The organism is Stutzerimonas sp. CXK-1 (genome assembly GCF_057738225.1).
The window spans coordinates 3,966,888-3,990,498 of the sequence record NZ_CM173217.1 but is presented as its reverse complement, the minus strand read 5'-3'; the positions used below and the strand labels follow the sequence as shown (position 1 = coordinate 3,990,498).

At 66.8% G+C, this 23,611-nt stretch carries 24 protein-coding genes; 12 read left to right on the top strand and 12 right to left on the bottom strand.

The window, feature by feature from the left end:
- Positions 1 to 6 precede the first annotated feature (6 nt).
- From AC0KXH_RS18935 to AC0KXH_RS18925, 3 genes are read right to left on the bottom strand one after another with little or no spacing between them, the layout of a single operon-like run.
- Positions 7 to 1,443 (bottom strand): NAD(P)(+) transhydrogenase (Re/Si-specific) subunit beta, encoded by a 1,437-nt coding sequence (locus tag AC0KXH_RS18935; RefSeq protein WP_061340326.1) that lies wholly within the window; start codon positions 1,441 to 1,443, stop codon positions 7 to 9.
- Between the two features lie 3 nt (positions 1,444 to 1,446).
- The gene (locus tag AC0KXH_RS18930; RefSeq protein WP_003284152.1) at positions 1,447 to 1,764 is read right to left on the bottom strand and encodes an NAD(P) transhydrogenase subunit alpha part 2; all 318 of its coding nucleotides are present in this window, start codon (positions 1,762 to 1,764) and stop codon (positions 1,447 to 1,449) included.
- Between the two features lie 12 nt (positions 1,765 to 1,776).
- Complete coding sequence (locus AC0KXH_RS18925) at positions 1,777 to 2,898, bottom strand: Re/Si-specific NAD(P)(+) transhydrogenase subunit alpha (protein WP_043222630.1); 1,122 nt, start codon at positions 2,896 to 2,898, stop codon at positions 1,777 to 1,779.
- Positions 2,899 to 3,419: 521 nt separating this feature from the next.
- Here AC0KXH_RS18925 and gspE point away from each other — a divergent pair.
- The 9 genes from gspE to AC0KXH_RS18880 all read left to right on the top strand — a co-directional run bounded on the left by gspE (position 3,420) and on the right by AC0KXH_RS18880 (position 11,004).
- Complete coding sequence (gene gspE, locus AC0KXH_RS18920; protein ID WP_041109412.1) at positions 3,420 to 4,934, top strand: type II secretion system ATPase GspE; 1,515 nt, start codon at positions 3,420 to 3,422, stop codon at positions 4,932 to 4,934.
- Between the two features lie 90 nt (positions 4,935 to 5,024).
- Positions 5,025 to 6,239, top strand: a complete 1,215-nt coding sequence (xcpS, locus tag AC0KXH_RS18915) for a GspF family T2SS innner membrane protein variant XcpS (RefSeq protein WP_061340325.1) — start codon at positions 5,025 to 5,027, stop codon at positions 6,237 to 6,239.
- 4 nt (positions 6,240 to 6,243) lie between these two features.
- Positions 6,244 to 6,678 (top strand): type II secretion system major pseudopilin GspG, encoded by a 435-nt coding sequence (gspG, locus tag AC0KXH_RS18910; RefSeq protein WP_041109416.1) that lies wholly within the window; start codon positions 6,244 to 6,246, stop codon positions 6,676 to 6,678.
- A 3-nt stretch (positions 6,679 to 6,681) separates the two neighbouring features.
- A complete protein-coding gene (gene gspH, locus AC0KXH_RS18905) occupies positions 6,682 to 7,257 on the top strand; it encodes a type II secretion system minor pseudopilin GspH (protein WP_439931952.1) in 576 nt (191 codons plus the stop codon).
- On the top strand, positions 7,254 to 7,652 hold the full coding sequence (gspI, locus tag AC0KXH_RS18900) for a type II secretion system minor pseudopilin GspI (RefSeq protein ID WP_041109420.1): 399 nt from the start codon (positions 7,254 to 7,256) through the stop codon (positions 7,650 to 7,652). Before gspH ends, gspI begins: the two co-directional genes overlap by 4 nt.
- Before the next feature lies 1 nt (position 7,653).
- Positions 7,654 to 8,385 carry a type II secretion system minor pseudopilin GspJ gene (gene gspJ, locus AC0KXH_RS18895; protein WP_043222620.1) on the top strand — a complete coding sequence of 244 codons (732 nt, stop codon included), beginning with the start codon at positions 7,654 to 7,656 and terminating at the stop codon, positions 8,383 to 8,385.
- Positions 8,382 to 9,353 (top strand): type II secretion system minor pseudopilin GspK, encoded by a 972-nt coding sequence (gspK, locus tag AC0KXH_RS18890; RefSeq protein WP_061339107.1) that lies wholly within the window; start codon positions 8,382 to 8,384, stop codon positions 9,351 to 9,353. Before gspJ ends, gspK begins: the two co-directional genes overlap by 4 nt.
- A gap of 2 nt (positions 9,354 to 9,355) precedes the next feature.
- Positions 9,356 to 10,498: a type II secretion system protein GspL gene (gene gspL, locus AC0KXH_RS18885; protein ID WP_488224628.1), complete on the top strand. Its 1,143-nt coding sequence runs from the start codon at positions 9,356 to 9,358 to the stop codon at positions 10,496 to 10,498.
- Complete coding sequence (locus AC0KXH_RS18880; protein ID WP_041109427.1) at positions 10,495 to 11,004, top strand: type II secretion system protein M; 510 nt, start codon at positions 10,495 to 10,497, stop codon at positions 11,002 to 11,004. Before gspL ends, AC0KXH_RS18880 begins: the two co-directional genes overlap by 4 nt.
- Here AC0KXH_RS18880 and trhP read toward each other — a convergent pair whose 3' ends face one another.
- The 8 genes from trhP to zwf form a co-directional block, all read right to left on the bottom strand.
- A complete protein-coding gene (gene trhP / locus AC0KXH_RS18875) occupies positions 11,005 to 12,375 on the bottom strand; it encodes a prephenate-dependent tRNA uridine(34) hydroxylase TrhP (protein ID WP_041109429.1) in 1,371 nt (456 codons plus the stop codon).
- A gap of 121 nt (positions 12,376 to 12,496) precedes the next feature.
- Positions 12,497 to 12,715 (bottom strand): HP1242/YdcH family protein, encoded by a 219-nt coding sequence (locus tag AC0KXH_RS18870; RefSeq protein WP_041109431.1) that lies wholly within the window; start codon positions 12,713 to 12,715, stop codon positions 12,497 to 12,499.
- Positions 12,716 to 12,879: 164 nt separating this feature from the next.
- Positions 12,880 to 14,310 (bottom strand): aspartate kinase, encoded by a 1,431-nt coding sequence (locus AC0KXH_RS18865; protein WP_041109433.1) that lies wholly within the window; start codon positions 14,308 to 14,310, stop codon positions 12,880 to 12,882.
- Between the two features lie 174 nt (positions 14,311 to 14,484).
- On the bottom strand, positions 14,485 to 15,402 hold the full coding sequence (gene thpD / locus AC0KXH_RS18860; protein WP_488223876.1) for an ectoine hydroxylase: 918 nt from the start codon (positions 15,400 to 15,402) through the stop codon (positions 14,485 to 14,487).
- Positions 15,403 to 15,457: 55 nt separating this feature from the next.
- The gene (locus AC0KXH_RS18855; protein WP_041109436.1) at positions 15,458 to 15,862 is read right to left on the bottom strand and encodes an ectoine synthase; all 405 of its coding nucleotides are present in this window, start codon (positions 15,860 to 15,862) and stop codon (positions 15,458 to 15,460) included.
- Positions 15,863 to 15,872: 10 nt separating this feature from the next.
- Positions 15,873 to 17,150 (bottom strand): diaminobutyrate--2-oxoglutarate transaminase, encoded by a 1,278-nt coding sequence (ectB, locus tag AC0KXH_RS18850; protein WP_041109438.1) that lies wholly within the window; start codon positions 17,148 to 17,150, stop codon positions 15,873 to 15,875.
- The gene (gene ectA, locus AC0KXH_RS18845; protein ID WP_041109440.1) at positions 17,147 to 17,680 is read right to left on the bottom strand and encodes a diaminobutyrate acetyltransferase; all 534 of its coding nucleotides are present in this window, start codon (positions 17,678 to 17,680) and stop codon (positions 17,147 to 17,149) included. Before ectA ends, ectB begins: the two co-directional genes overlap by 4 nt.
- 541 nt (positions 17,681 to 18,221) lie before the next feature.
- Positions 18,222 to 19,664, bottom strand: a complete 1,443-nt coding sequence (zwf, locus tag AC0KXH_RS18840; protein WP_041109442.1) for a glucose-6-phosphate dehydrogenase — start codon at positions 19,662 to 19,664, stop codon at positions 18,222 to 18,224.
- Between the two features lie 158 nt (positions 19,665 to 19,822).
- On the opposite strand from zwf, the gene hexR reads away from it, so the two are divergent.
- Positions 19,823 to 20,686, top strand: coding sequence for a transcriptional regulator HexR (hexR, locus tag AC0KXH_RS18835; protein ID WP_041109444.1), 864 nt, complete (start codon positions 19,823 to 19,825; stop codon positions 20,684 to 20,686).
- 152 nt (positions 20,687 to 20,838) lie between these two features.
- Positions 20,839 to 21,054, top strand: coding sequence for a PA3496 family putative envelope integrity protein (locus AC0KXH_RS18830; protein WP_488223875.1), 216 nt, complete (start codon positions 20,839 to 20,841; stop codon positions 21,052 to 21,054).
- On the opposite strand, the gene AC0KXH_RS18825 is transcribed toward AC0KXH_RS18830, so the two are convergent.
- Entirely contained in the window at positions 20,999 to 21,958 is a 960-nt protein-coding gene (locus AC0KXH_RS18825) for a LysR family transcriptional regulator (RefSeq protein WP_041109448.1), read from the bottom strand. The two genes, AC0KXH_RS18830 and AC0KXH_RS18825, sit on opposite strands and share 56 nt — an antisense overlap.
- A 226-nt stretch (positions 21,959 to 22,184) precedes the next feature.
- On the opposite strand from AC0KXH_RS18825, the gene AC0KXH_RS18820 reads away from it, so the two are divergent.
- Positions 22,185 to 23,600, top strand: coding sequence for an acetyl-CoA carboxylase biotin carboxylase subunit (locus tag AC0KXH_RS18820; RefSeq protein WP_041109450.1), 1,416 nt, complete (start codon positions 22,185 to 22,187; stop codon positions 23,598 to 23,600).
- The last annotated feature ends 11 nt before the right edge of the window (positions 23,601 to 23,611 follow it).

Below are 23,611 nucleotides of genomic sequence, written 5' to 3'. Positions count from 1 at the left end.
GGCGGCTTAGTCCACGGCCTTGACCATATCCTCGACGACCTTCTTGGCGTCGCCGAAGACCATCATGGTCTTGTCCATGTAGAACAGTTCGTTGTCCAGGCCCGCATAGCCGCTGGCCATGGAGCGCTTGTTGACGATGACGGTCTTGGCCTTGTACGCCTCGAGGATCGGCATGCCGGCAATCGGCGACTTCGGATCGGTCTTGGCGGCCGGGTTGACCACGTCGTTGGCGCCGAGCACCAGCACCACGTCGGCCTGGCCGAATTCGGAGTTGATGTCCTCCATCTCGAAGACCTGCTCGTAAGGCACCTCGGCTTCGGCCAGCAGCACGTTCATGTGCCCCGGCATGCGCCCGGCGACCGGGTGGATCGCGTACTTCACGGTCACGCCCTGATGGGTCAGCTTCTCGGCCAGCTCCATCAGCGCGTGTTGCGCGCGGGCCACCGCCAGGCCGTAGCCGGGCACGATGATCACGGTGTCGGCGTTGGTCAGCAGGAAAGCGGCATCGTCGGCCGAGCCGGACTTGACGTTGCGCTCCTGCTGCGCGCCCGCCGGGCCACCGGCATCGGCGTCGGCACCGAAGCCGCCGAGGATCACGTTGAAGAACGAGCGGTTCATCGCCTTGCACATGATGTACGAGAGGATCGCGCCGCTCGAGCCCACCAGCGAGCCGGCGATGATCAGCATCGAGTTGTTCAGCGAGAAGCCGATACCGGCCGCCGCCCAGCCCGAATACGAGTTGAGCATCGACACCACCACCGGCATGTCCGCACCGCCGATGGGGATGATGATCAGCACGCCGATGACGAAGGCCAGCGCCACCAGCAGGGCGAAGGCACTGAGGTTGCCGGTGAAGGTGAAGATCAGGCCGAGCGCGACGATCGCCAGGCCCACCGCCAGGTTGACCATGTGCTGGCCCTTGAACACCACCGGGGCGCCCTGGAACAGACGAAACTTGTACTTGCCGGACAGCTTGCCGAAGGCGATCACCGAACCGGAGAAGGTGATGGCGCCGATGGCCGCGCCGAGGAACAGCTCCAGGCGGTTACCCACCGGAATCGCGTAGCCGATCTGCTCGACGATGCCCAGCGACTGCGGCTCGACCACCGCGGCGATGGCGATGAACACCGCGGCCAGGCCGATCATGCTGTGCATGAAGGCGACCAGTTCGGGCATCTTGGTCATCTCGACGCGCTTGGCCATGATCGAACCGGCGGTGCCGCCGATCAGCAGACCGACGATCACGTAGCCGATGCCGGTGACCGCCAGCTCGCTGCCGAGCTTGAAGATCAGCGCCACGGTGGTGAGCACGGCAATCGCCATGCCGATCATGCCGAACAGGTTGCCGCGGCGTGACGTGGTGGGGTGGGACAGGCCCTTCAGCGCCTGGATGAAGCACACCGAGGCGATGAGGTAGAGCAGGGTAATCAGGTTCATGCTCATGGCTTACTTGCCCTCCGCCTTGGCCGCGCTGCGGTCCTTCTTCTTGAACATTTCCAGCATGCGGCGGGTGACCAGGAAGCCGCCGAACACGTTGACTGCAGCCAGGGCCACGGCGAGGGTGCCCATGGCCTTGCCCAGCGGGGTCACGGTCAGCGCGGCGGCGAGCATGGCGCCGACGATGACGATCGCCGAGATCGCGTTGGTGACCGCCATCAGCGGCGTGTGCAGGGCCGGGGTGACGTTCCAGACCACGTGGTAGCCGACGTAGATGGCCAGCACGAAGATGATCAGGTTGTAGATGCCGTCGGAAATCAGATCCATGTCGGGGCTCCCTTAAGCGTTGGTCCGCACGACCTGGCCGTCGCGGCACATCAGGCACGCGGCGACGATGTCGTCGTCGAGATCGAGGTGGAACTGGCCGTCCTTGTCGATGACCAGCTTGAGGAAGTCGAGCAGGTTGCGCGCATAGAGCGCCGACGCATCGGCCGGCACCAGGGCCGCCAGGTTGCTGTAGCCGACGAGGGTCACGCCATGCTTGACCACCACCTGGTCGGCTTCGGTGAGCGGGCAGTTGCCGCCCTGGGCCGCGGCCAGGTCGATGACCACCGAGCCCGGCTTCATCTCCGCCACCGTGGCCTCGTGCAGCAGGGTCGGCGCCTTGCGCCCGGGGATCAGCGCAGTGGTGATGACGATATCGGCCTGCTTGGCACGCTCGTGCACCGCCTTGGCCTGGCGCTCCATCCACGAGGCCGGCATCGGCCGCGCGTAGCCGCCGACGCCTTCGGCGCACTCACGCTCCTCGTCGGTCTCGCAGGGCACATCGACGAACTTGGCGCCGAGCGACTCGACCTGTTCCTTCACCGCCGGGCGTACGTCCGAGGCTTCGATCACCGCGCCCAGGCGCTTGGCCGTGGCGATGGCCTGCAGCCCGGCGACACCGGCGCCGAGGATCAGCACGCGCGCGGCCTTAACGGTACCGGCGGCGGTCATCAGCATCGGCATGAAGCGCGGGTAATGGTTGGCCGCCAGCATCACCGCCTTGTAGCCGGCGATGTTGGCCTGCGAGGACAGCACATCGAGGCTCTGCGCCCGCGAGGTACGCGGCGCGGCTTCGAGGGCAAAGGCGACGATGCCGCGTTCGGCCATGCGCGCGATGTTGGCGTTGTCGAACGGGTTGAGCATGCCGACCAGCACGCTGCCCGGCTGCATCAGCGCCAGCTCCGCCTCGTCCGGCGCGGCGACCTTCAGCACCAGCTCGGCGCCGAGCGCCGCGGCGGCATCGCCGATGGCTGCACCTGCCGCCTCGTAGGCGCTGTCCGGCACGCTGGCCTGCGCACCGGCACCGCTCTGCACCGTGACCCGGTGCCCTTGGCCGATCAGCTTCTTGATGGTCTCCGGGGTCGCGGCGACGCGCGTCTCCCCGGGATGGGTTTCGAGAGGTACACCGATGTGCATTGTTGTTGTTCTCCTGCGTGATCCGACCCAGCCCGCTCGCGCCAGGCGATGCAAGCTGGTGTTTTGTCCGGCCACTACGTTGGCGGCCGGTTTTTCTGATCCGATGAACAAGTGCCGCAGGCCCCTGAAGGCATGCGGCGGCCTGGCATTCTGCAAGCGCCAAAAAAATCAAACAACTGTTTTAATGCTGAATACTTCCCTGGCGGATGGTCAAAACGTGACTGGGATGGGCTCTTTCGGTCTGTAGCCCGCATCATTGCTGGGCTACAGACGAGCAGCCCTGGCGCGCGACTTTTTGTCCGGCCGGATCATGAATGACGCGGCATCAACCGGCTATTCGTCTGGCGAAGGTGGCAGGTTCGACCTTGGTGCCGGTCCGGATGTTCGCCGTTTCGCCTGAAAGGTGGGGAAAAAAGTCGCAACGCATGAAATGTCATGCAGTCCTTGTAGTCAAACCACCCTGAAATGCCGTCCGGCAACTGGCCGATGGCGCGGATGCAGTGCAGCCAGGAGCGACATGCATGGCCGAAACGGACGCCGATCTACTTTCTCCCCTGCTGGACGAGCCGGCACAGCGAAGGCTGCCCTTCGCCTTCGCTCGCCGGCATGGGGTGATCGTGCTCGATCGGGAAGACCCGCCGCGGCTGGGCCTGCGCCAAGGGGCGGCGCTGACCGCGGTACAGGAGGCACAGAGGGTGCTCGGGCGGCGCCTGCCGGTGACCTGGCTGGCACCGGAGGCGTTCGACCAGGCCCTCGGCGCGGCCTATCAGCACGATTCTTCCGCGGCGATGCTGATGGTCGAGGGCATCGGCAACGACCTCGACCTGCACAGCCTGGCCGATCAGATTCCAGAGACCGAGGACTTGCTCGAGCAGGAGGATGACGCGCCGATCATCCGCCTGATCAACGCCATCCTCGGCGAAGCCATCGCCGAGAACGCCTCGGATATCCATATCGAAACCTTCGAAAAGCGCCTGGTGATCCGCTTCCGCGTCGACGGCATTCTGCGCGAGGTGGTCCAGCCCAAGCGCGAGCTGGCCGCGCTGCTGGTCTCGCGGATCAAGGTCATGGCGCGCCTCGACATCGCCGAGAAGCGTATCCCCCAGGACGGGCGCATCTCGCTCAGGGTCGGCGGCCGCGAGGTGGACATCCGTGTGTCCACGCTGCCCTCGGCCAACGGCGAACGCGTGGTGCTGCGTCTGCTCGACAAGCAGGCCGGGCGGCTGACCCTGCGCCACCTGGGCATGAGCGCACAGGACCGGCGCCTGCTCGAACAGACGGTGAAGAAGCCGCACGGCATCATCCTCGTCACCGGCCCGACCGGTTCGGGCAAGACCACCACGCTGTATGCCGCGCTGACCACGCTCAACGACCGCACGCGCAACATCCTCACGGTCGAGGACCCGATCGAATACAACCTCGAGGGCATCGGCCAAACCCAGGTCAACACCAAGGTCGACATGACCTTTGCCCGCGGCCTGCGCGCGATTCTGCGCCAGGACCCGGACGTGGTGATGGTCGGCGAGATCCGCGACCAGGAAACCGCCGACATGGCGGTACAGGCCTCGCTGACCGGCCACCTGGTGCTCTCCACGCTGCATACCAACAGTGCCATCGGTGCGGTCACGCGGCTGGTCGACATGGGCGTCGAGCCGTTCCTGATCGCCTCGTCGCTGCTCGGCGTGCTCGCCCAGCGTCTGGTGCGGGTGCTATGCGACGACTGCAAGCGGCCCTACGTCGCCGACGCCGCCGAATGCGCGCTGGTTGGCGCCGATCCGGCCGCGCCGCCCACGCTCTATCACGCCGAGGGTTGCGAGGTGTGCCGCAATCTCGGCTACCGCGGGCGTACCGGCATCTACGAACTGGTGGTCTTCGACGACCGCCTGCGCAGCATGGTGCACACCCGCGCCAGCGAGCAGGACATGCTCCGCCACGCCCGCGAGCTTGGCCCGGGCATCCGCGAGGACGGCATGCGCAAGGTGCGCGAAGGTGTGACGACCATCGAAGAAGTGCTGCGGGTGACGCGTGAGGAGTGAGTGGACGAGCGCTTGCCCAAGCCAGGCAAGCAGCGCCGCGCGGCACGGCGATGACCGCCTGGCTGAGCCGCGGGCGGCGAGGGCAGCCTGATGGCCGCGTTCGAATACCTCGCCCTCGACCCGCGCGGGCGCCAGCAGAAGGGCCTGATCGAGGCGGACAGCCCGCGCCAGGCGCGCCAGCTGTTGCGCGACAAGCAATGGGCGCCGCTGGAGGTGAAGCCGGCCCGTGCACGCGAGGACAGCACGCGGCCCGGGCTGAGCCTTGGCCGCGGGCTATCGGCGCGCGATCTGGCGCTGCTGACCCGTCAACTGGCAACACTGGTACAGGCGGCGTTGCCGATCGAAGAAGCGCTGCGCGCGACGGCGGCGCAGTCGAGCTCGGCGAAGATCAAGTCGATGCTGCTGGCCGTGCGGGCCCGCGTCATGGAAGGCCACAGCCTGGCCGCGGCGCTGCGCGAATATCCGTCGGCGTTTCCCGAGCTGTACCGCGCGACGGTCGCCGCGGGTGAGCATGCCGGGCACCTGGGCCTGGTGCTCGACCAGCTCGCCGACTACACCGACCAGCGTCAGCAGTCGCGGCAGAAGATCCAGCTGGCGCTGCTCTACCCGGTGATCCTGCTGGTCGCCTCGCTGGCCATCGTCTCGCTGCTGCTCGGCTACGTGGTGCCCGACGTGGTCAAGGTCTTCGTCAACACCGGCCAGGAGCTGCCGGCGCTGACCCGCGGGCTGATCGCCGCCAGCAATCTGGTCAAGAGCTGGGGCTGGCTGATCGTCCTCGTGCTGGTCGCCGGCGTGCTGGGCCTGCGCGCCGCGCTGCGCGACACGGCGTTCCGGCGACGCTGGGATGCGCTGCTGCTGCGCCTGCCGCTGGTCGGTCGGCTGAGCCGGGCAACCAACACCGCGCGGTTCGCCTCGACCCTGGCGATCCTCACGCGCAGCGGCGTGCCGCTGGTCGAGGCGCTGTCGATTGCCGCCGCGGTGATCGCCAACCTGCGCATCCGCGAGCGCGTGGTCGAGGCGGCGCAGAAGGTGCGCGAGGGCACCAGCCTGACCCGTGCGCTGGAGGCCACCGGAGAATTCCCGCCGATGATGCTGCACATGATCGCCAGCGGGGAGAAGTCCGGCGAACTGGACCAGATGCTCGCGCGGACGGCGCGCAATCAGGAGAACGACCTGGCCGCGCAGATTGCCTTGCTGGTCGGCCTGTTCGAGCCGTTCATGCTGGTGTTCATGGGGGCGGTGGTGCTGGTGATCGTGCTGGCCATCCTGATGCCGATCCTCTCTCTCAACCAACTGGTGGGGTAACGACATGAAGTTGCAACGATACAGGCAGGGGGGCTTTACCCTCATCGAGATCATGGTGGTCGTGGTCATCCTCGGCATCCTGGCGGCGCTGGTGGTGCCGCAGGTGATGAGCCGGCCGGACCAGGCCAAGGTCACCGTCGCCAAGGGCGACATCAAGGCGATCGCCGCGGCGCTCGACATGTACAAGCTGGACAACTTCAGCTACCCGAGCACCCAGCAGGGCCTCGAGGCGCTGGTCAGCCGGCCGAGCGGCAGCCCGCAGCCGCGTAACTGGAATGCCGACGGTTATCTCAAGCGCCTGCCGAAGGACCCCTGGGGCAACGAGTACCAATACCTGGCGCCCGGTACCAAGGGGCCCTACGACCTGTTTTCCTACGGTGCCGACGGCAAGCCCGGCGGTTCGGAGCTGAATGCGGACATCGGCAACTGGGAACTCTGAACCATGCGCCGGCGAGCCCGCGCCTTCACGCTGATCGAACTGCTGGTGGTGCTGGTGCTGCTCGGCATTCTTGTCGGCCTGGCGGTGCTGGCCAGCGGCAGCTCCAGTAGTTCGCGCGAGCTGCGCGACGAGGCCCGGCGCCTGGCGGCGCTGATCGGCGTGCTGTCGGACGAGGCGGTGCTCGACAGCCGCGAGTACGGCCTGCTGGTCAGCGACGCGGGTTACCGGGTGCTGCGTCTGGACGAGGCGACCGGGCGCTGGGACGAACCCGACCGTTCGCGTGGTCGGCAGCTACCCGAGTGGATGCGCCTGCAGCTGGAGCTCGACGGCACGCCGCTGCGCCTGCTCGACCCGGCAAGGAGCGAAAGCGACCGCGCCGGGCTGTCGCGCGAAGACCAAGCGCCGCAGCGCTCCAAGCGGCGCCCGCGGCTGGAGCCGCAACTGCTGATCCTCTCCAGCGGCGAATTCTCGCCCTTTACCTTGCGCCTGTCCGAGCGACGCGCCGACGGCAATGCCTGGCGCCTGAGCAGCGACGGTCTGCGGCTGCCGCAGGCCGAGCCGCTGGAGTCACGGCGATGAGGCGCAGGAGCGCCAGGGCCGGCGGCTTCACCCTGCTCGAAGTGCTGGTGGCACTGGCCATCTTCGCCATGGTCTCGGCGGTGGTGCTGACCGCGGCCGGGCGCAGCACGCTGAACGCCGCCCGGCTGGAAGAGCTGACCCTCGCCAGCTGGATAGCCGACAACCGCATCACCGAGCTGCAGCTGCAACGCACGCCGCCGGCGCCGGGGCGCGAGACGACCGAGCTGGAGTACGCCGGGCGCCAATGGCAGACGCTCAGCGAGATACGCGCGGCGGCGGACCCCGGGCTGTTGCAGGTCACTGTCTGGGTCGCGCTGGACGAGGGGCGGCGCCGCAACCGACCGTTGCCAGAACGCGCCGTGACCAGCCTGTCCGGCTTCATCGGGGTGCGCTGAGATGCCCGTTCGCCGGCGCACCGCAGGTTTCACCCTGCTCGAACTGCTGATCGCCATCGCCCTGTTCGCGCTGCTCGGGCTCGGCACCTACCGCATGCTCGAGGCGGTGCTGCGCAGCGACCAGGCGACCGCCGAGCAGGAGCAGCGGCTGCGTGCGCTGAGCCGGGCGGTCTGGCTGTTCGAGCGCGACCTGCAACAGGTGTCGCCGCGGCCGATCCGCGATGCGTTCGGCGATGAAGCCAACGCCTTCATCGGCCAGACCGCCGGCGAGGACGGCGCACCGCTGCTGGAGCTGACTCGCAGTGGCTGGCGCAACCCGACCGGGCTGCGCCGGGCCAACCTGCAGCGCGTGCGCTGGCGGCTGGCTGGCGGCCGGCTCGAGCGGCTCTACTGGGTCGTACTCGACCGCGACCTGGACAGCGCGCCGCGCGAGCAACGCGTGCTGGACGATGTGACGGCGCTGGAACTGCGCTACCTCGACGAGAACGGCGGCTGGCATGAGGAGTGGCCGCCGTTCGAATTCGGCCGTGGCGGCACCGAGAATGCTGCCGAGCGCCTGCCGCAGGCGGTCGAACTGATCCTCGAGGTGCCCCGTTACGGGCGCCTCAGCCGGCTGGTGCGGCTGCCCGACCCGCCGTCACAGCAGAGTCAGGTGGCGTTGCCGGGCGCCGAGGGCGTCCCCGGCTCGCCGGACGAGGGCGCACCCGAGCCGCCCGGAGTGGTGCCGCAATGAAGGTGCAGCGCGGCGTCGCGCTGATCACCGTGCTGCTGGTGGTGGCGCTGGTCACCGTGGTCAGTGCCGGCATGGTCGCCCGCCAGCAGCTGGCCATCCGCTCGGGCAGCAACCAGCTGCAGGCGCGCCAGGCGTGGCATTACGCGCTGGGTGGCGAGGCGCTGGCGCAGGCCATCCTCAGGCGCGACCTGCGCGACGGCGGTCAGCAGCAGGCCGCCGTCGATCATCTCGGCGAAGCCTGGGCACAGCCGTTGCCGGCCTACGCCATCGAGGGCGGCGAGATTCGGCTGCGGATCGAGGACATGGCCGGGCGCTTCAATCTCAACAGCCTGGTGAAGAACGGCCAGGCCGAGGCTGCGGGCGTCGACCAGTTCCGCCGGCTGCTGGCTCGGCTGCAGATTGGCGAGCCCTATGCCGAGCGGCTGGTGGACTGGCTCGATATCGATCAGGAACCGAGCGGTGCCCAGGGGGCCGAGGACGGCGCCTACCTGCTCGCCGAACCGCCGTACCGTGCCGCCAACCGCCGGCTGTTCGACCTTTCCGAGCTGCGCCTGTTGCTGGGCATGCGCGAGGAGGACTACCAGCGTCTGGCGCCCTATGTCGCCGCGCTGCCGGCGGACGCCGCGCTGAACGTCAACACCGCCAGCGCAGTGGTCCTGTCGACCCTGAGCGACAGCCTCAGCCTGGGCGCGGCCGAGGCGCTGGTGCTGCAGCGGCAAGGCGCGCCCTTTACCGATACCGCCGCCTTTCTCGCCCAGCCGGCCATGGCCGGCACCACCTTGCAGGGCACCGCGATCGCCGTCGGCAGTCAATTCTTCCAGGCGACCTCGGAAGTGCACCTGGGCGATCGGCGCCTGGCGCTGGTCAGCCTGTTGCAGCGCGAGCAGGACGGCAGCGTCCGTGTGCTCTGGCGCAACCTCGGCCAGCCGCCGCGCCTGCCCCCGTCATCCGTTGAAGGAGAACCATGACCATGGATTGCCTGTTCCTGCCGGCCGATTGCCCCGCGCAGCTGACGCCGGGCCTGCCGGTCGTCTGGCTGCCGGCCGAAGGACCGTCGCGCGAGGTGCCGCTGGCCGAGGTCGCCGCGGCGGAGCCCGGGGCGATCAGCCTGATTCTGCCGGCCGAATGCTGCAGTGCCTTCGCCGTCGCCCTGCCCACCCGCAAGGCCCGCTGGCTGGCACAGGCCCTGGCCTATGCCGCCGAGGAGCTGCTCGCCGAGAGCGTTGACGAGCTGCACCTGAGCCTTGGCGAGCCGCTCGACGATGGCCGTCATCGGGTGATCGCCATTCGCCGCGGGCTGCTCGCCGGCTGGCTTGCCGCGTTGCGTGAGATGGGCCTTGCGGTGGTCGCCATTCATGTCGATGCGGACCTGCTGCCGCGTGAGGGCACGCAATTGCTGCTGCTCGGCGGGCGCGGCCTGCTCGGCGGCAGCCCCGAGCCGCGCCTGGCGTTCGCCATCGAGCAGTGGCCGGCGCTGGCCGAGGGCTGCCCGGCGCCTCGCCACGCCAGCGGCGATGCCGAGCAGGCGCCGCCGATGGTCGACGACTATGCGCGTGTCGACGAGCCCTACCGCCTGCTCGCCTCCCAGCGGGCGGCAGCCGTCAACCTGGCGCAGGGCGAGTTCGCCGTCGAACTGGGCGGTAGCGGGCTGGCCTATTGGAAGCCGCTGGTGGCCACGCTCGGGCTGATCCTCCTGATGCAGCTGGGCTTCAACCTGGCGCAGGGCTGGTATTTCGGACGGCAGGCCGAGGCCTATGCCGAGGCGAGCCTGGCGCTGTACCGCGAGCTGTTCCCAGAGGACACCCGGATCGTCAATCTGCGGGCGCAGTTCACCGATCACATTGCCCGTGAGGGTGGCGGGCAGGTGGGTTTCATGCGCCTGCTCGGGTACGTCGCCGACGCACTCGCCCAGGGTACCCCGGTCACGGTCAGCGGGCTCGACTACAACGCCGACCGTGGCGACCTGGCGTTGCAGGTGCAGGCGGGCGATTTCGCCGCGCTCGAACAGCTGCGCCAGCAGCTGGCACAGACCGGGCAGACCGTGCAGCTCGGCTCGGCCAGCCGCGATGGCGCCGGTGTCAGTGCACGGCTGGTGATTGGAGGTGAAGCATGAACCTGCGCCAACAGCTGGGTGTGCGCCTGGCCGATTCGCCGCTATGGCAGCGCTGGCAGCGGCTGGCGCCGCGCGAACGCCTGGCGCTGGGGCTGTTGGCCGCGTTTGTCGTCTGCGTGCTGTTCTGGCTCTGGCTCTGGCTGCCGGCCGAGCGCGCCGCGCAGCAGGCGCGTGAGGCCTATCTCGAGCAGCGCGAGCTGCATGCCTACCTCGAGCAGAACACCGACCTGGCGCGCCAGCTGGGCGGCGGGGAGAGCCCGAGCCTGGCCCCCGACCAGCTGCAGGGGCTGATCACGCAGAGCGCGCAGCAGAGCAACCTCTTGATCGAGAGCTTCGAGAATGGCGCCGACGGCAGCCTGCAGGTCAGCCTGCCGGGGGCCTCGGCCGCGCTGCTGCTGCGCTGGTTCGACGAGCTGCAGGCGCTCGGCGTGCGCCTGGCGGAGGTTAGCCTGGAGCGCGTCGGCGACGGCCAGGTCAATGCCCGGGTGCGCTTCGCTGCCGGCTGATCAGCCGCGCGTGCTGCCGCCGTCGAGTTCGCGCATCAGCAGCCCGTAGGCCAGTTCGACATCGTCCGGTACCGGCAGGTACACGGTGTGGCCGTCACCGGGGGCGACCTCGGTGTGCTCGCCGCGGCTGTTTTCCAGGGTTTCCAGGCGGAAATTGAGATTGCCCTGCGGAGTCATCAGCTCCAGCCGGTCGCCGACCGCGAAGCGGTTCTTCACCTTGACCTCGGCCAGCCCGTTGCGCCGCTCGCCGGTCAGTTCGCCGACGAACTGCTGGCGCTCGGACAGCGAGAAGCCGCGCTCGTAGTTCTGGTACTCGTCATGCACGTGGCGGCGTAGGAAACCCTCGGTGTAGCCGCGGTGGGCGAGCGACTCGAGGGTGTCCATCAGGCTTCTGTCGAACGGCCGGCCGGCCACCGCATCGTCGATGGCCTTGCGGTAGACCTGTGCGGTGCGCGCCACGTAGTAGTGGCTCTTGGTGCGGCCCTCGATCTTCAGCGAGTGCACGCCCATCTGCACCAGCCGCTCGACGTGCTGCACGGCGCGCAGGTCCTTGGAGTTCATGATGTAGGTGCCGTGCTCGTCCTCGGTCGCCTCCATGAACTCGCCGGGCCGCGAGACATCCTCGAGCAGGAACACCTTGTCGGTCGGCGCGCCAGCACCCAGGGTCGGGTTGCCCTGCGCTTCGACCGGCTGCACGGCGATGGGCTCGTAGAGGTGAACCGAGTTGCCCAGTTCGTCCTCCTTCGCTTCGTGGGTCTTGTATTCCCAGCGGCAGGCGTTGGTGCAGGTGCCCTGGTTGGGGTCGCGCTTGTTGATGTAGCCCGATAGCAGGCAGCGGCCGGAATAGGCCATGCACAGCGCGCCGTGGACGAACACCTCCAGCTCCATGCCCGGTACCTGCTCGCGGATCTCGCCGATCTCCTCCAGCGACAGCTCGCGGGACAGGATCACCCGCGACACGCCCTGGCTTTCCCAGAACTTCACCGTCGCCCAGTTCACCGCGTTGGCCTGCACCGAGAGGTGGATGGTCTGCTGCGGAAAATGCTGACGCACCAGCATGATCAGCCCCGGGTCGGACATGATCAGCGCATCCGGGCCCATCGCCACCACCGGCTCGAGGTCCTTGATGAAGGTCTTCAGCTTGGCGTTGTGCGGCGCGATGTTGACCACCACGTAGAACTGCTTGCCCAGCGCGTGGGCCTCGTCGATGCCGCGCTTGAGGTTGGCGTGGTCGAACTCGTTGTTGCGCACGCGCAGGCTGTAGCGCGGCTGCCCGGCATACACGGCATCGGCGCCGTAGGCGAAGGCGTAGCGCATGGATTTCAGCGTGCCGGCGGGCGACAGCAGCTCGGGGCGAAAGGTGGTGGACATGGCGCGGTGACTCGGCGAGGCGGAAAAGCGGCGATTCTACCGCCGAACGCCATCGAGTGCGCCCTGCCCGGGCGAGCGGTGGGGCGTGTCACCCCGCCGCAAACCGGCGGGGTGCGCCGGCTCAGGCGCTGGCGGCCTGCTTGAGGATGGCGTACAGCTCGTCCTTGATGCGCAGCTTTTCCTTCTTCAGGTTCTCGACCTCGGTTTCGGTGCCGTGGACGATGTGCGCTTCCATGTTCTTGATGCGCTGGTCGAGCGCGTTGTGATCGTCGAACAGGCGGGTGAAATGCGGGTCCTGGTTCTTCAGGCGGGTGATCAGCTCACGGTATTCGGGAAACATGCGGACTCCTGTGATGGCAAGAGCGCCGGTCCCGGCGCCCGATTCCATACTGGTCCGCCGCGCCGCGCGGTTTATTGATCGACATCAGGCCGCCGACGCGGCCGGCAGACGGCAAAACGCCGGGCGCGGCATTACCGGGCCCGGCGTCTGTGCGACAGCGAAGATCAGGCGGCAGCGATCACGTCGCCATGATTCTCCGGCTCGATCAGCGCGCGGTGCAGCGCGGCAACCGCGGCGTCGTAGTCTTCCTCATTGACCACGCACTGCATTTCCACCTGGCGGATCGACTGGTGCACCGCCTGGATGCTGATGCCGGCCTCGGCCAGCGCGGCGACAGTCTTGGCGAGGATGCCCTTGACCTTGAGGTCCGAGCCGATCGCCGAGACGATCGCCACGTTGTGCACGCTGACCTCGGCCGCGGGGTACTGCTCTTCGATCAGCTTGGCCGCGCGGTTGATCAGCTTGCGCGAACCGGAGGCGTAGTAGGTGATGCTGTTGGCGTCCGAGTCCTTGTTCACCACGTACAGCTTGAGCTGCTTGAGCAGCTTGGTGATCTCGATGTCGTAGGCCACGTCGCCGAGCATGTCCTGATCGAACACCTCGATGCCGAAGACGTCCTTGCGCCCGGCGATGATCTCTACGCAGGGCTTCTCGGACTTGTAGTCCTGGCTGATCAGGGTGCCGGCGTGGTGCGGCTCGAAGGCGTTCTTGATGCGCAGCTCGACACCGGCACGGCGCAGCGTCTTGGCCGCGCGCGGGTGGATCGCTTCCATGCCGAGGTTCGACAGCTGGTCGGCGACATCGTAGTTGGTACGGCCGATGGTCACCACCTTGTCGGCCCCGACCAGGTTAGGGTCGGCCGAGGAGAGGTGGAATTCCTTGTGGATGATCGCCTCGCGCGCGCCGGTGGCGGCGGCGATCTGGGCGAAGGTGATCTCGCTGTAGCCGCGGTCGAAGGTGTTCATCAGGCCTTCGCTGCAGTGCGTGTAGCCGGTGGCGACGACCAGTTCGCGGTTGAAGTCGATGCCGGCGAAGCTGTCGCGGATCATCTCTTCGAACGGCAGCGGCGTATCGCGATGCCAGCCGGTGAGATCGGCCAGGCGGGCGTTCACGCCGCGCTGCTTGAGCGCCAGCACCGAGTTGAAGGCGCTGTGCGCCTCACCCAGCGAGGCGAGCATCTCGCGCACCTTCATCAGGTGCTCGGACAGCTGGAAGTGCCCGTAGCTGCACAGCTTGTGCAGGCTGTACATGCACTCGGCGGCATCGTCGATGCGCTTGTTGATGAACTGGTTGGCGGCATGCAGCTCGTATTCGCTGGCAAACAGCTCGGCGTTCTTTTCCAGCATGCGCTGGCGAACCTGCTCGAGGCTCTCGCGCCAGGCTTCCTCGTTCTGCGCGTCGGCAAAGCGCTGGTAGACGCCCGGCTCGCCGGTCTTCTTGTGCTCGAGCAGCAGGTTGGTCATGCCGCTGTAGGCCGAGACGACGAACACGCGCTGGTACAGCGCGTCGCCCTCACGCTGGCCGATGAAGATGTTGTCGAGGACTTCCTCGAAGCGGCTCATCGAAGTGCCGCCGATTTTTTCTACGGTATGCATCGTTTCGTTGCGTCCCATTCTGCAGGCCGTGGACGGGCCGGGCGCAGGGTGGCGCTCGCGCGGTCGACAACCTTGGTGAGAGTCATCCCTGGGCCGGACCCTTCGTCAGCGAATGGCGAAGGGCATATGGCCGGTAGGGGAGCCGGGCTCGTCGATCAGACGACCCGGCAGGCATCAGAGATACTGTTGCGGCTGAATTCGCAGCGGGGTGAAGTCCTCGCGCTCGGCAACGAAGGCCGGGCGGGGTGCCTGCTGGCAGAACGGCGCCTGCACGGCATTATCCACGTGGTTGTACACGTAGAACAGATTGCTGCGTGCGCTGGGTGTGATATTTCCGTTCGAGCCGTGCATGGTGTTGCAGTCGAAGAACACCACGCTCCCGGCCGGGCCGGTGGCGCAATCGATGCCGAAGCGGCTGGCCAGTTCGGTCAGGCTGTTCTCGTCCGGCACGCCGATCTCCTGCTTGCGCAGGGACTTCTCGTAGTGGTTCTCCGGCGTTTCACCGACGCAGCGCACGTAGTGGCGTTGCGAACCGGGCATCAGCATCAGCGGGCCGTTGTGCGGCGCGTTATCGGTCAACAGGATCGAGCAGGACAGGCAGCGCATGCGCGGCATGCCGTCTTCGACGTGCCAGGTCTCGAAATCCGAGTGCCAGTAGAACTCCTTGCCGCTGAAGCCGGGCTTGAAGTTCATCCGCGACTGATGGACATAGATATCGCCGCCGAGGATGAAGCGGGCGATGCCGGCAATGCGTTCGTCCGCCGCGACGCGGGCGAACAGCGCGTTGTCCTTGTGGATGGCGAACACCGAGCGGATCGCGCCGCTGTCGGGTTCCTTGATGGTCTTGCCGGAGCTGGCGACGGCCGGGTCCTGCCGTACGCGGTCGAGTTCGGAGCGAAACAGCGCCACTTCCTCGGCGCTGAACAGGTTGGGAATGACCAGATAGCCGTCACGCTCGAAGCGCTGGATCATCTCGGCCGCGATCGGCGCGTTCTCCAGGTCGCTGCGGTACACGACCGGGTCCAGGCGCTCCTGCCAGCGGGGCTGGTCTTCGTGGCGCGATGGATACTGGTCGTCTCGTGCGGTGCTCATGTCGTCCTCCTTTCGGTTGGGAATGCGGGGCGGCGCGCGCCCCGTGGGTCCTGGGTCAGGCGATGGTTTCGGCCTCCAGCGGGTAGACACCGCTTTCGTCGTGGACTTCGCGGCCGTTGAGCGGCGGGTTGAACACGCAGGCCAGCTTCATGTCCTCGCTGCCACCGCGCAGCAGGTGCTCGTCGTGCTTGTCGAGCACATAGAGCGTGCCCGGCTCGATCCGGTAGATCTTGCCGTCGGCAGTGGTCTCGATCTCGCCGTTGCCACTGATGCAGTACACCGCTTCGAAGTGGTTCTGGTAGTGGATGTGGGTCTCGCTACCGGCGTAGATGGTGGTGATGTGGAACGAGAAGCCGACGTTGTCGTCCTTGAGCAGCATGCGCGTGCTGTTCCAGGTGCCGGTCTGGCTGTGGACCTTGCGGTCGGTGGCTTCGCATTCGGCCAGGGTTCTTACGATCATCGCGGGGTCCTCAGGAAGCTTGGTTGGCGGCCTGCTCGCCCATCACGGCGGCGAAGGCCTTGTCCAGAATGTTCAGCGCCTTGTCGATCTGCTCCTCGCTGATCACCAGCGGGCAGAGGCACTTGACCACTTCGCTGTGGGCGCCGCTGGTCTCGACCACCAGGCCGTCGGCGAATGCCTGGCGGCACACCGCGGCGGCGATGTCGCCATCCGGGCAGCTGATGCCGAGCATCATTCCGCGGCCCTTGAGGAACAGCGAATCCGGGCCATGTCGGCGGATGATGCGCTGCATGCCGTCGGCGATGCGCTTGCCCTTGGCGCGCACACTGCTGGCGAACTCATCGTTCTGCCAGAAATGCTCGACCGCAGCGGCAGCGGTGACGAAGGCGTGGTTGTTGCCGCGGAAGGTGCCGTTGTGCTCGCCCGGCTTCCACTGGTCGAGCTCCTCGCGCAGCAGCACCATGGCGAACGGCAGGCCGTAACCGGAGAGCGACTTGGACAGGGTCACGATGTCCGGCTTGATGCCCATTTCCTCGAAGCTGAAGAAGGTGCCGGTGCGGCCGCAGCCGGCCTGGATGTCATCGACGATCAGCAGCATGTCGTGCTTGCGGCAGAGCTTTTCCAGCTTGCGCATCCATTCGGTCGAGGCGACGTTCAGCCCGCCTTCGCCCTGCACCGTCTCGACGATCACCGCCGCCGGCTTGTCGATGCCGCTGGACGGGTCGGACAGGAGCTTGTCCATCATGCCGATGGTGTTGGTCTTGTCGCCGAAATAGTTGGCGTAGGGCATGCGGCTGACGTCGGTCAGGCCGGTGCCGGCACCGCCGCGGTGATGGCCGTTGCCGGTGGCCGCCAGTGCGCCGATGCTGCAGCCGTGGAAGCCATTGGTGAAGCTGATGATGTTGTTGCGGCCGGTGACCTTGCGCGCCAGTTTCAGCGCCGCTTCCACCGCATTGGTGCCGGTCGGCCCGGTGAACTGCATGCGGTAGCTGCCCATGCCGCGCGGCTCGAGGATCACGCGGTTGAAGGTTTCGAGGAAGCGCTCCTTGGCGGCGGTGTACATGTCCAGGCCGTGGGTCACACCGTCCTGCTCGATGTAGTCGAGCAGCGCCTGCTTGAGCAGCGGGTGGTTGTGCCCGTAGTTCAGCGTGCCGGCACCGGCGAGGAAATCGATGTAGTGCTTGCCGTCCTGGGTGATCAGTTCGGCGCCCCGGGCCTGCTTGAAGATGACCGGGAAGGAACGGCAGTAGCTGCGAACCTTGGATTCATTGAGTTCGAAAGTTTTCATGCTTGCTCCTTGAGCTCTTCTTCTAGACGGGAAGCGTCGAAAGGACCGGCGCGATACAGCACCTCGTCTTCGTGCTTGCCAGCGAAATGGGTCTGGCGCGAGAACAGCGTGCGCGTTTCGGCTTCGACGCCGAGGCGGGCGAAGGCGCGCTGGAACAGCGCCTGCGAGGCCGCGTTGTCCGGCGAGATGGTGGTTTCCAGGTAACGCACGCCCTGTTCGCGGGCAACCCGGCCGATCAGCGCGAGCAGCATGCGCAGGGCCAGGCCCTGACCGCGCATCGAGGCGTCGACCGCGACCTGCCAGACGAACAGGGTGTCGGGCCGCTGGGGCGGGCGATAACCGGAGATGAAACCGACCAACTGACCATCGGACGTCTCGGCGGCGATGGCCGTGTCGGCGAAGTCCGAACACTGCAACAGGTTGCAGTACACCGAGTTGGTGTCGAGGGGCTGGCAGCGCGCCACCAGCTGATGAAGGTTGTAACCGTCGCCGTCGGTTGGGCGACGGAGCTGTACGGTGGAGAAACTCAAAACAAAGCCTTTTGGGTTGTTGATTGAATTCCTTTTTAGGGTAGGCACATCGGGAAAAGTTTCTCAACCCCGAACTTCCCGAACGTCTTGCAATTGCCGCGCTGATATCGCGCGATATCGGCGAAGTTTCAAATACTTCCGCGGGTTAGTTCGAGCTCGCTGTTCGCCCAAGGTTCCCGACGAATGTTCGCCGCGCCGTGCGGCGCCTCCTGCGCGTCCTGCCGGGGCGTGCAGAGGTGGCCTGGAAGCCGCGAATTTGCTGGGTTGCGCAGCCGAAATGGCTGATGCCGCGTGCAGCGGAACGGGCCGGCGTGAGGGGTGCTGAAGATTGGCCAATTGAGCGTGCGAGAACTACGCCGTGAACTTCCTGTGCAGGCGGAAGTTCACGGCATAGTTCATCGGTAGATTCAGCGGACAAAATCCTGCAACAAAAGTCTGATCCGGCGAAGTTCAGGTGGTGCTGTCCGGCGCATGCGCAGGAAGTTGCAGGCCGTCTGGCACGGGAGTTCACGGCGATATGCTCGGAAGTTGTCCGGCAAGTTCAGCGCCACCACTGGTGGCCATGCCGTTCGACGAGCTGGCGGGCCTGTTCGGGGCCGTCCTCGCCCGCCGGGTAGGGGCGTGGCTTGCGGTAGTGGCCCTGCCAGCCTTCGAGAATCGGATCGACCCAGCGCCAGGCCGCCTCCACCTCGTCGCGGCGCATGAACAGCGTCGAGTCGCCTTCGATCACGTCCAGCAGCAGACGCTCATAGGCCTCCCAGCGGCGGGTGCTGCTGAAGGCATGGGCCAGGTTGAGATCCAGCTCCACCGGCTCGAGCTGCATGCCCTTGCCCGGTGCTTTGGCCATCAGCTGCAGGCTGATGCATTCCTCCGGCTGCAGGCTGATGACCAGGCGGTTGACCTCGCCCTTCTTGAACAGCAGGTGCGGCACCTGCTTGAAGGTGATGATGATCTCCGAACGCTTGCGCGCCATGCGTTTGCCGGTGCGCAGGTAGAAGGGCACGCCAGCCCAGCGCCAGTTGTCGACCTCGGCCTGCACCGCGACAAAGGTTTCGGTGTCGCTGTCGTTGTCGATGTTCGGCTCGAAGTAATAGGCCGGCACGTCGTGCCCGCCGATGCGCCCGGCGCCGTACTGGCCGCGCACGGTCTTGTCCAGCACGTCGTTGCCGGTGATCGGCTTGAGCGCCTCGAGCACCTTCACCTTCTCGCCGCGGATGTGCTTGGCGTCGAAACGCACCGGCGCCTCCATCGCCACCAGGCAGAGCAGCTGCAAGAGGTGGTTCTGCAACATGTCGCGCATGGCGCCGGCATGGTCGTAGTAGCCGCCGCGGTTCTCCACGCCGAGGGTTTCGGCCACGGTGATCTGCACGTGGTCGATATGCCCGGCGCGCCAGATCGGCTCGAACAGCGCGTTGGCGAAGCGCAGCGCCATGAGGTTCTGCACCGTTTCCTTGCCCAGGTAGTGGTCGATCCGGTAGATGCGCGATTCGGGAAATACCGCGCCGATCGCCTCGTTGATTTCCAGTGCCGAGTCCAGCGAGTGGCCGATCGGCTTTTCCAGCACGATGCGTGCATCGTCACCGGCCAGCCCTGCGCTTTCCAGGTTGGCGGCGATGGGTTCGAACAGGTCCGGCGCGGTGGCCAGGTAGTGGACCCGCACGCGCTTGCCGGCTTCGCCGAGGTGATGCGCCAGGCGGACGAATTCGCTGCGCTGGGTGGCATCCAGCGGCAGGTAGTCCAGGCGGGTGGCGAAGGCCTGCCAGGCCTCGCTGGTGAAGTCGCCACGGGCGACCTGGGCGCGGCAATGCCGTTCGGCCAGGGCCAGGTAGGCGGCACGATCGAGCTTCTTGCGTGCCAGCGCGAGGACGCGCACGTCGCGGTGCAGTCGGCCTTCGCGATGCAGGTGGTAGAGCGCGGGGATCAGCTTGTGCAGAGCCAGGTCACCGGTTCCGCCGAACACGAGCATGTCACAGGAAATCGACACGGCATCACTCCAGGTGCGTAAGTGGGCAAAAAATGGCCGGATTGTTGGGCGCCGGCAGAGGGCTTGTAGTATAACTACCGACCCACTACAACCCGCTGGCCGGGTGGCCGGACGCTCTGCATCCGGCGGTCGCCAGCCGATCATAGCGAGTCAGCCCCGTGAATCTGCTGCAACACATCGCCCAATCCCGAAGCCTGCTGCGCAAATCGGAACTGAAGGTCGCCGATCATGTGTTGCTCGATCCGGCGGCGGTCATGCACAGCTCCATGGCCGATCTGGCCCATACGGTTGGCGTCAGCGAGCCGACCATCGTGCGTTTTTGCCGGGCCATCGGCTGCCTGGGCTTCCAGGACCTCAAGCTCAAGCTGGCGCAGAGCCTGGCGGCGGGCGCCAGCTTCGGGCAGTTCTCGATCAGCGAGCAGGACGCCATCGGCGACATCAGCCAGAAGATCTTCGACACCACCCTGCACACCCTGATGGAAGTGCGCGAGCGCCTCGACCCCCAGGCCCTGGAGCGCGCCGTGGCGGCCATCGCCCGCGCCGAGCGGGTGGAGTTCTACGGCTTCGGCGCCTCCGGCGCGGTGGCCACCGACGCGCAGCACAAGTTCTTCCGCCTGCTGCTGTCGGCGGCGGCCTATTCGGACCCGCATATGCAGGCGATGTCGGCGGTGACGCTCAAGCCTTCGGACGTGGCGATCTGCATCTCGCAGTCCGGTCGCTCCAAGGACCTGCTGATCACCGCCAATGTGGTCCGCGAGACCGGCGCCACGCTGATCACCCTGTGCCCGAGCCAGACCCCGCTGGCGGAGCTGGCGACGATCAACCTGGCGATCGACGTGCAGGAAGACACCGAGATCTACACGCCGCTGACCTCGCGCATCGCCCACCTGGTGGTGATCGACGTACTGGCGATGGGTGTGGCGATGGCGCGCGGGCCGAGCCTGGTCAACCACCTCAAGAGCGTCAAGCGCAGCCTGCGCAGCCTGCGCCTGTCGCCCAAGACGGTGAAGCACGACGACTGAGGCGCGCTCGGCAGGCGGGTGCCGGGCCAGGTCCGCTGCGACCGCCGGTCCGGCCACGGCTGCCGTCATCGGCCTGTCGACAAGCTGCAATCACCCGGTCATCTCGCCGGTGGAAGCTGGAACTCCCGAAACCTCTCGCCGGGAGACACGCCATGCTGCAGAACATCGACGAATCCGTTTCGCCACTCGACGCCAAGGCCCGCCGCAAGGCCCAGGACGTGCGTCGCATGCGCTACCGCCGCGCCATCGAGAGCTATGCCGAGCAGCGCCGGCTGCAGGCGCTGCTCGATCCCTTCGCCGAGCCTTCGGCGCTTACTGCGCAGCAGGCCTGGGTGCAGAACCGCCAAAGCGTGTCGCCAGCGCACTGATCTGCGCGCGCCGGTCGCGGATGAAGGCAAAGAACGCCTGCGCCACCGGCGTCAGGCGCTTGCCGCGGGCATGCGCCACGCACCAGCTGCGGTAAAGCGGCAATTCCTCGACCGGCAGTTCGCGCAGCAGGCCGTGACCGAGTTCGAGGCTTGCCGCGTGGCGCGGTAGCAAGGTCACACCGAGGCCGGCGATGGCCGCCTCGCGCAGGGCGTCGAGCGAGGCGATCTCCACGGTCTGGGCGAAATGCGCGCGCTTCTGCTGGAAGTACTCTTCGCATGCTTTGCGCGTCCCTGAGCCCTGCTCGCGGATCAGCAGCGGATAGGCTGTCAGGTCCTGCAGGGTGAGGCTGGTCGCGCTGCACAGCGGATGTTCCGGCGGCGCTACCGCGACGATGGGGTTGTTCAGGAACGGCAGGAACTCCAGCGCGACCTCGGTGGGCATCAGCGACATGATCACCAGGTCGTCGCGGTTATCGGTCAGGCGCTTGATCACCTGGGCGCGGTTGACCACGGTCAGTTGCAGGCCGACGTCCGGGTGCTGCTGCTTGAAGGCGGCGAACAGGTGCGGGACGAAGTACTTGGCGCTCGATTCGACCGCCAGCTTGAGCTGGCCCTGCAGCGAGCCGCGCAGGTCCGAGAGCTGCATGTCGAGGCTCTCCAGGCGGCCGAAGATGTCGCCGCTGGCGCGTCGCAGCACCTCGGCCGCCTCGGTGAGGTAGAGCTTGCGGCCGACGTATTCGAACAGCGGCTGGCCGACCAGCTCTTCGAGCTGGCGGATCTGCGAGCTGACCGCCGGCTGGGTCAGGGCCATGTCCTCGGCGGCGCGACTGTAGGAGCGCGTCTCGCAGACCGCGTTGAAAACCTGCAGCTGGCGCAGGGTCATGCGCATCAGCGACTTTCGCATCTGGCTCGCCTCCCGGCGTTGAAACGCTGACCGAACGATCAGGAAATGGCTCGTGAACGGTGCTTCAGGCACCGTCGTTGCGCTTGTATAAGTCTTTTCTTATGGTCGGGCAAACAATTATTCATTTTCGCTGATCGCTGCCCTCGGCGTAGGGTGAAAAAACGCTACTACGCGTGCCTACCGGCCCTGCACGGGCCGCCTGATCATCGATCCGAGGGAAGACAGCGTGATCAAGAAGCTGCTGATCGCCAACCGAGGGGAAATCGCCGTACGCATCGTGCGTGCCTGCGCCGAGATGGGCGTTCGCTCGGTGGCGGTATTCTCCGAGGCCGACCGCCATGCGCTGCACGTCAAGCGTGCCGACGAGGCCCACTTCATCGGCGAGGACCCGCTGGCCGGCTACCTGAACCCGCGCAAGCTGGTGAACCTGGCCGTGGAGACCGGTTGCGATGCCCTGCACCCGGGCTACGGCTTCCTCTCCGAGAACGCCGAGCTGGCGGAAATCTGTGCGCAGCGCGGGATCAAGTTCGTCGGCCCGAAGGCCGAGGTGATCCGCCGCATGGGCGACAAGACCGAGGCCCGGCGCAGCATGATGGCCGCGGGCGTGCCCTGCACGCCCGGTACCGAAGGCAACGTCGCCGATCTCGAGGAAGCGCTGCGCGAAGCCGAACGCATCGGCTATCCGGTGATGCTCAAGGCGACTTCCGGTGGCGGTGGCCGTGGCATCCGTCGCTGCAACTCGAAGGAAGAACTGACCCAGGCCTACCCGCGGGTCATTTCCGAGGCGACCAAGGCATTCGGCAGTGCCGAGGTGTTTCTGGAGAAGTGCATCGTCAACCCGAAGCACATCGAGGCCCAGGTGCTGGCCGACTCGTTCGGCAACACCGTGCACCTGTTCGAGCGCGACTGCTCGATCCAGCGGCGCAACCAGAAGCTCATCGAGATCGCGCCGAGCCCGCAGCTCACGCCCGAGCAGCGCGCCTACATCGGTGATCTGGCGGTGAAGGCGGCGAAGGCGGTCGGCTACGAGAACGCCGGCACCGTGGAGTTCCTGCTCGCCGACGGCGAGGTGTACTTCATGGAAATGAACACCCGCGTGCAGGTCGAGCACACCATCACCGAGGAAATCACCGGCATCGACATCGTCCGCGAGCAGATCCGCATCGCCTCGGGCCTGCCGCTGTCGATCAAGCAGGAAGACATCCAGTACCGCGGCTACGCGTTGCAGTTCCGCATCAACGCCGAGGACCCGCGCAACAACTTCCTGCCCTGTTTCGGCAAGATCACCCGCTACTACGCCCCGGGCGGCCCGGGCGTACGCACCGACACGGCGATCTACACCGGCTACACCATCCCGCCGTACTACGACTCGATGTGCCTGAAGCTGATCGTCTGGGCGCTGACCTGGGAAGAGGCGCTGGCGCGCGGTTCGCGTGCGCTCGACGACATGCGCGTGCAGGGCGTGAAGACCACCGCCACCTATTACCAGCAGATCCTGGCCAACCCGGAATTCCGCAGCGGGCAGTTCAACACCAGCTTCGTCGACAACCATCCGGAACTGCTGAACTACTCGATCAAACGCAAGCCGGGCGAACTTGCCCTGGCCATCGCCGCCGCCATTGCCGCCCACGCAGGCCTGTGAGGACCACACCC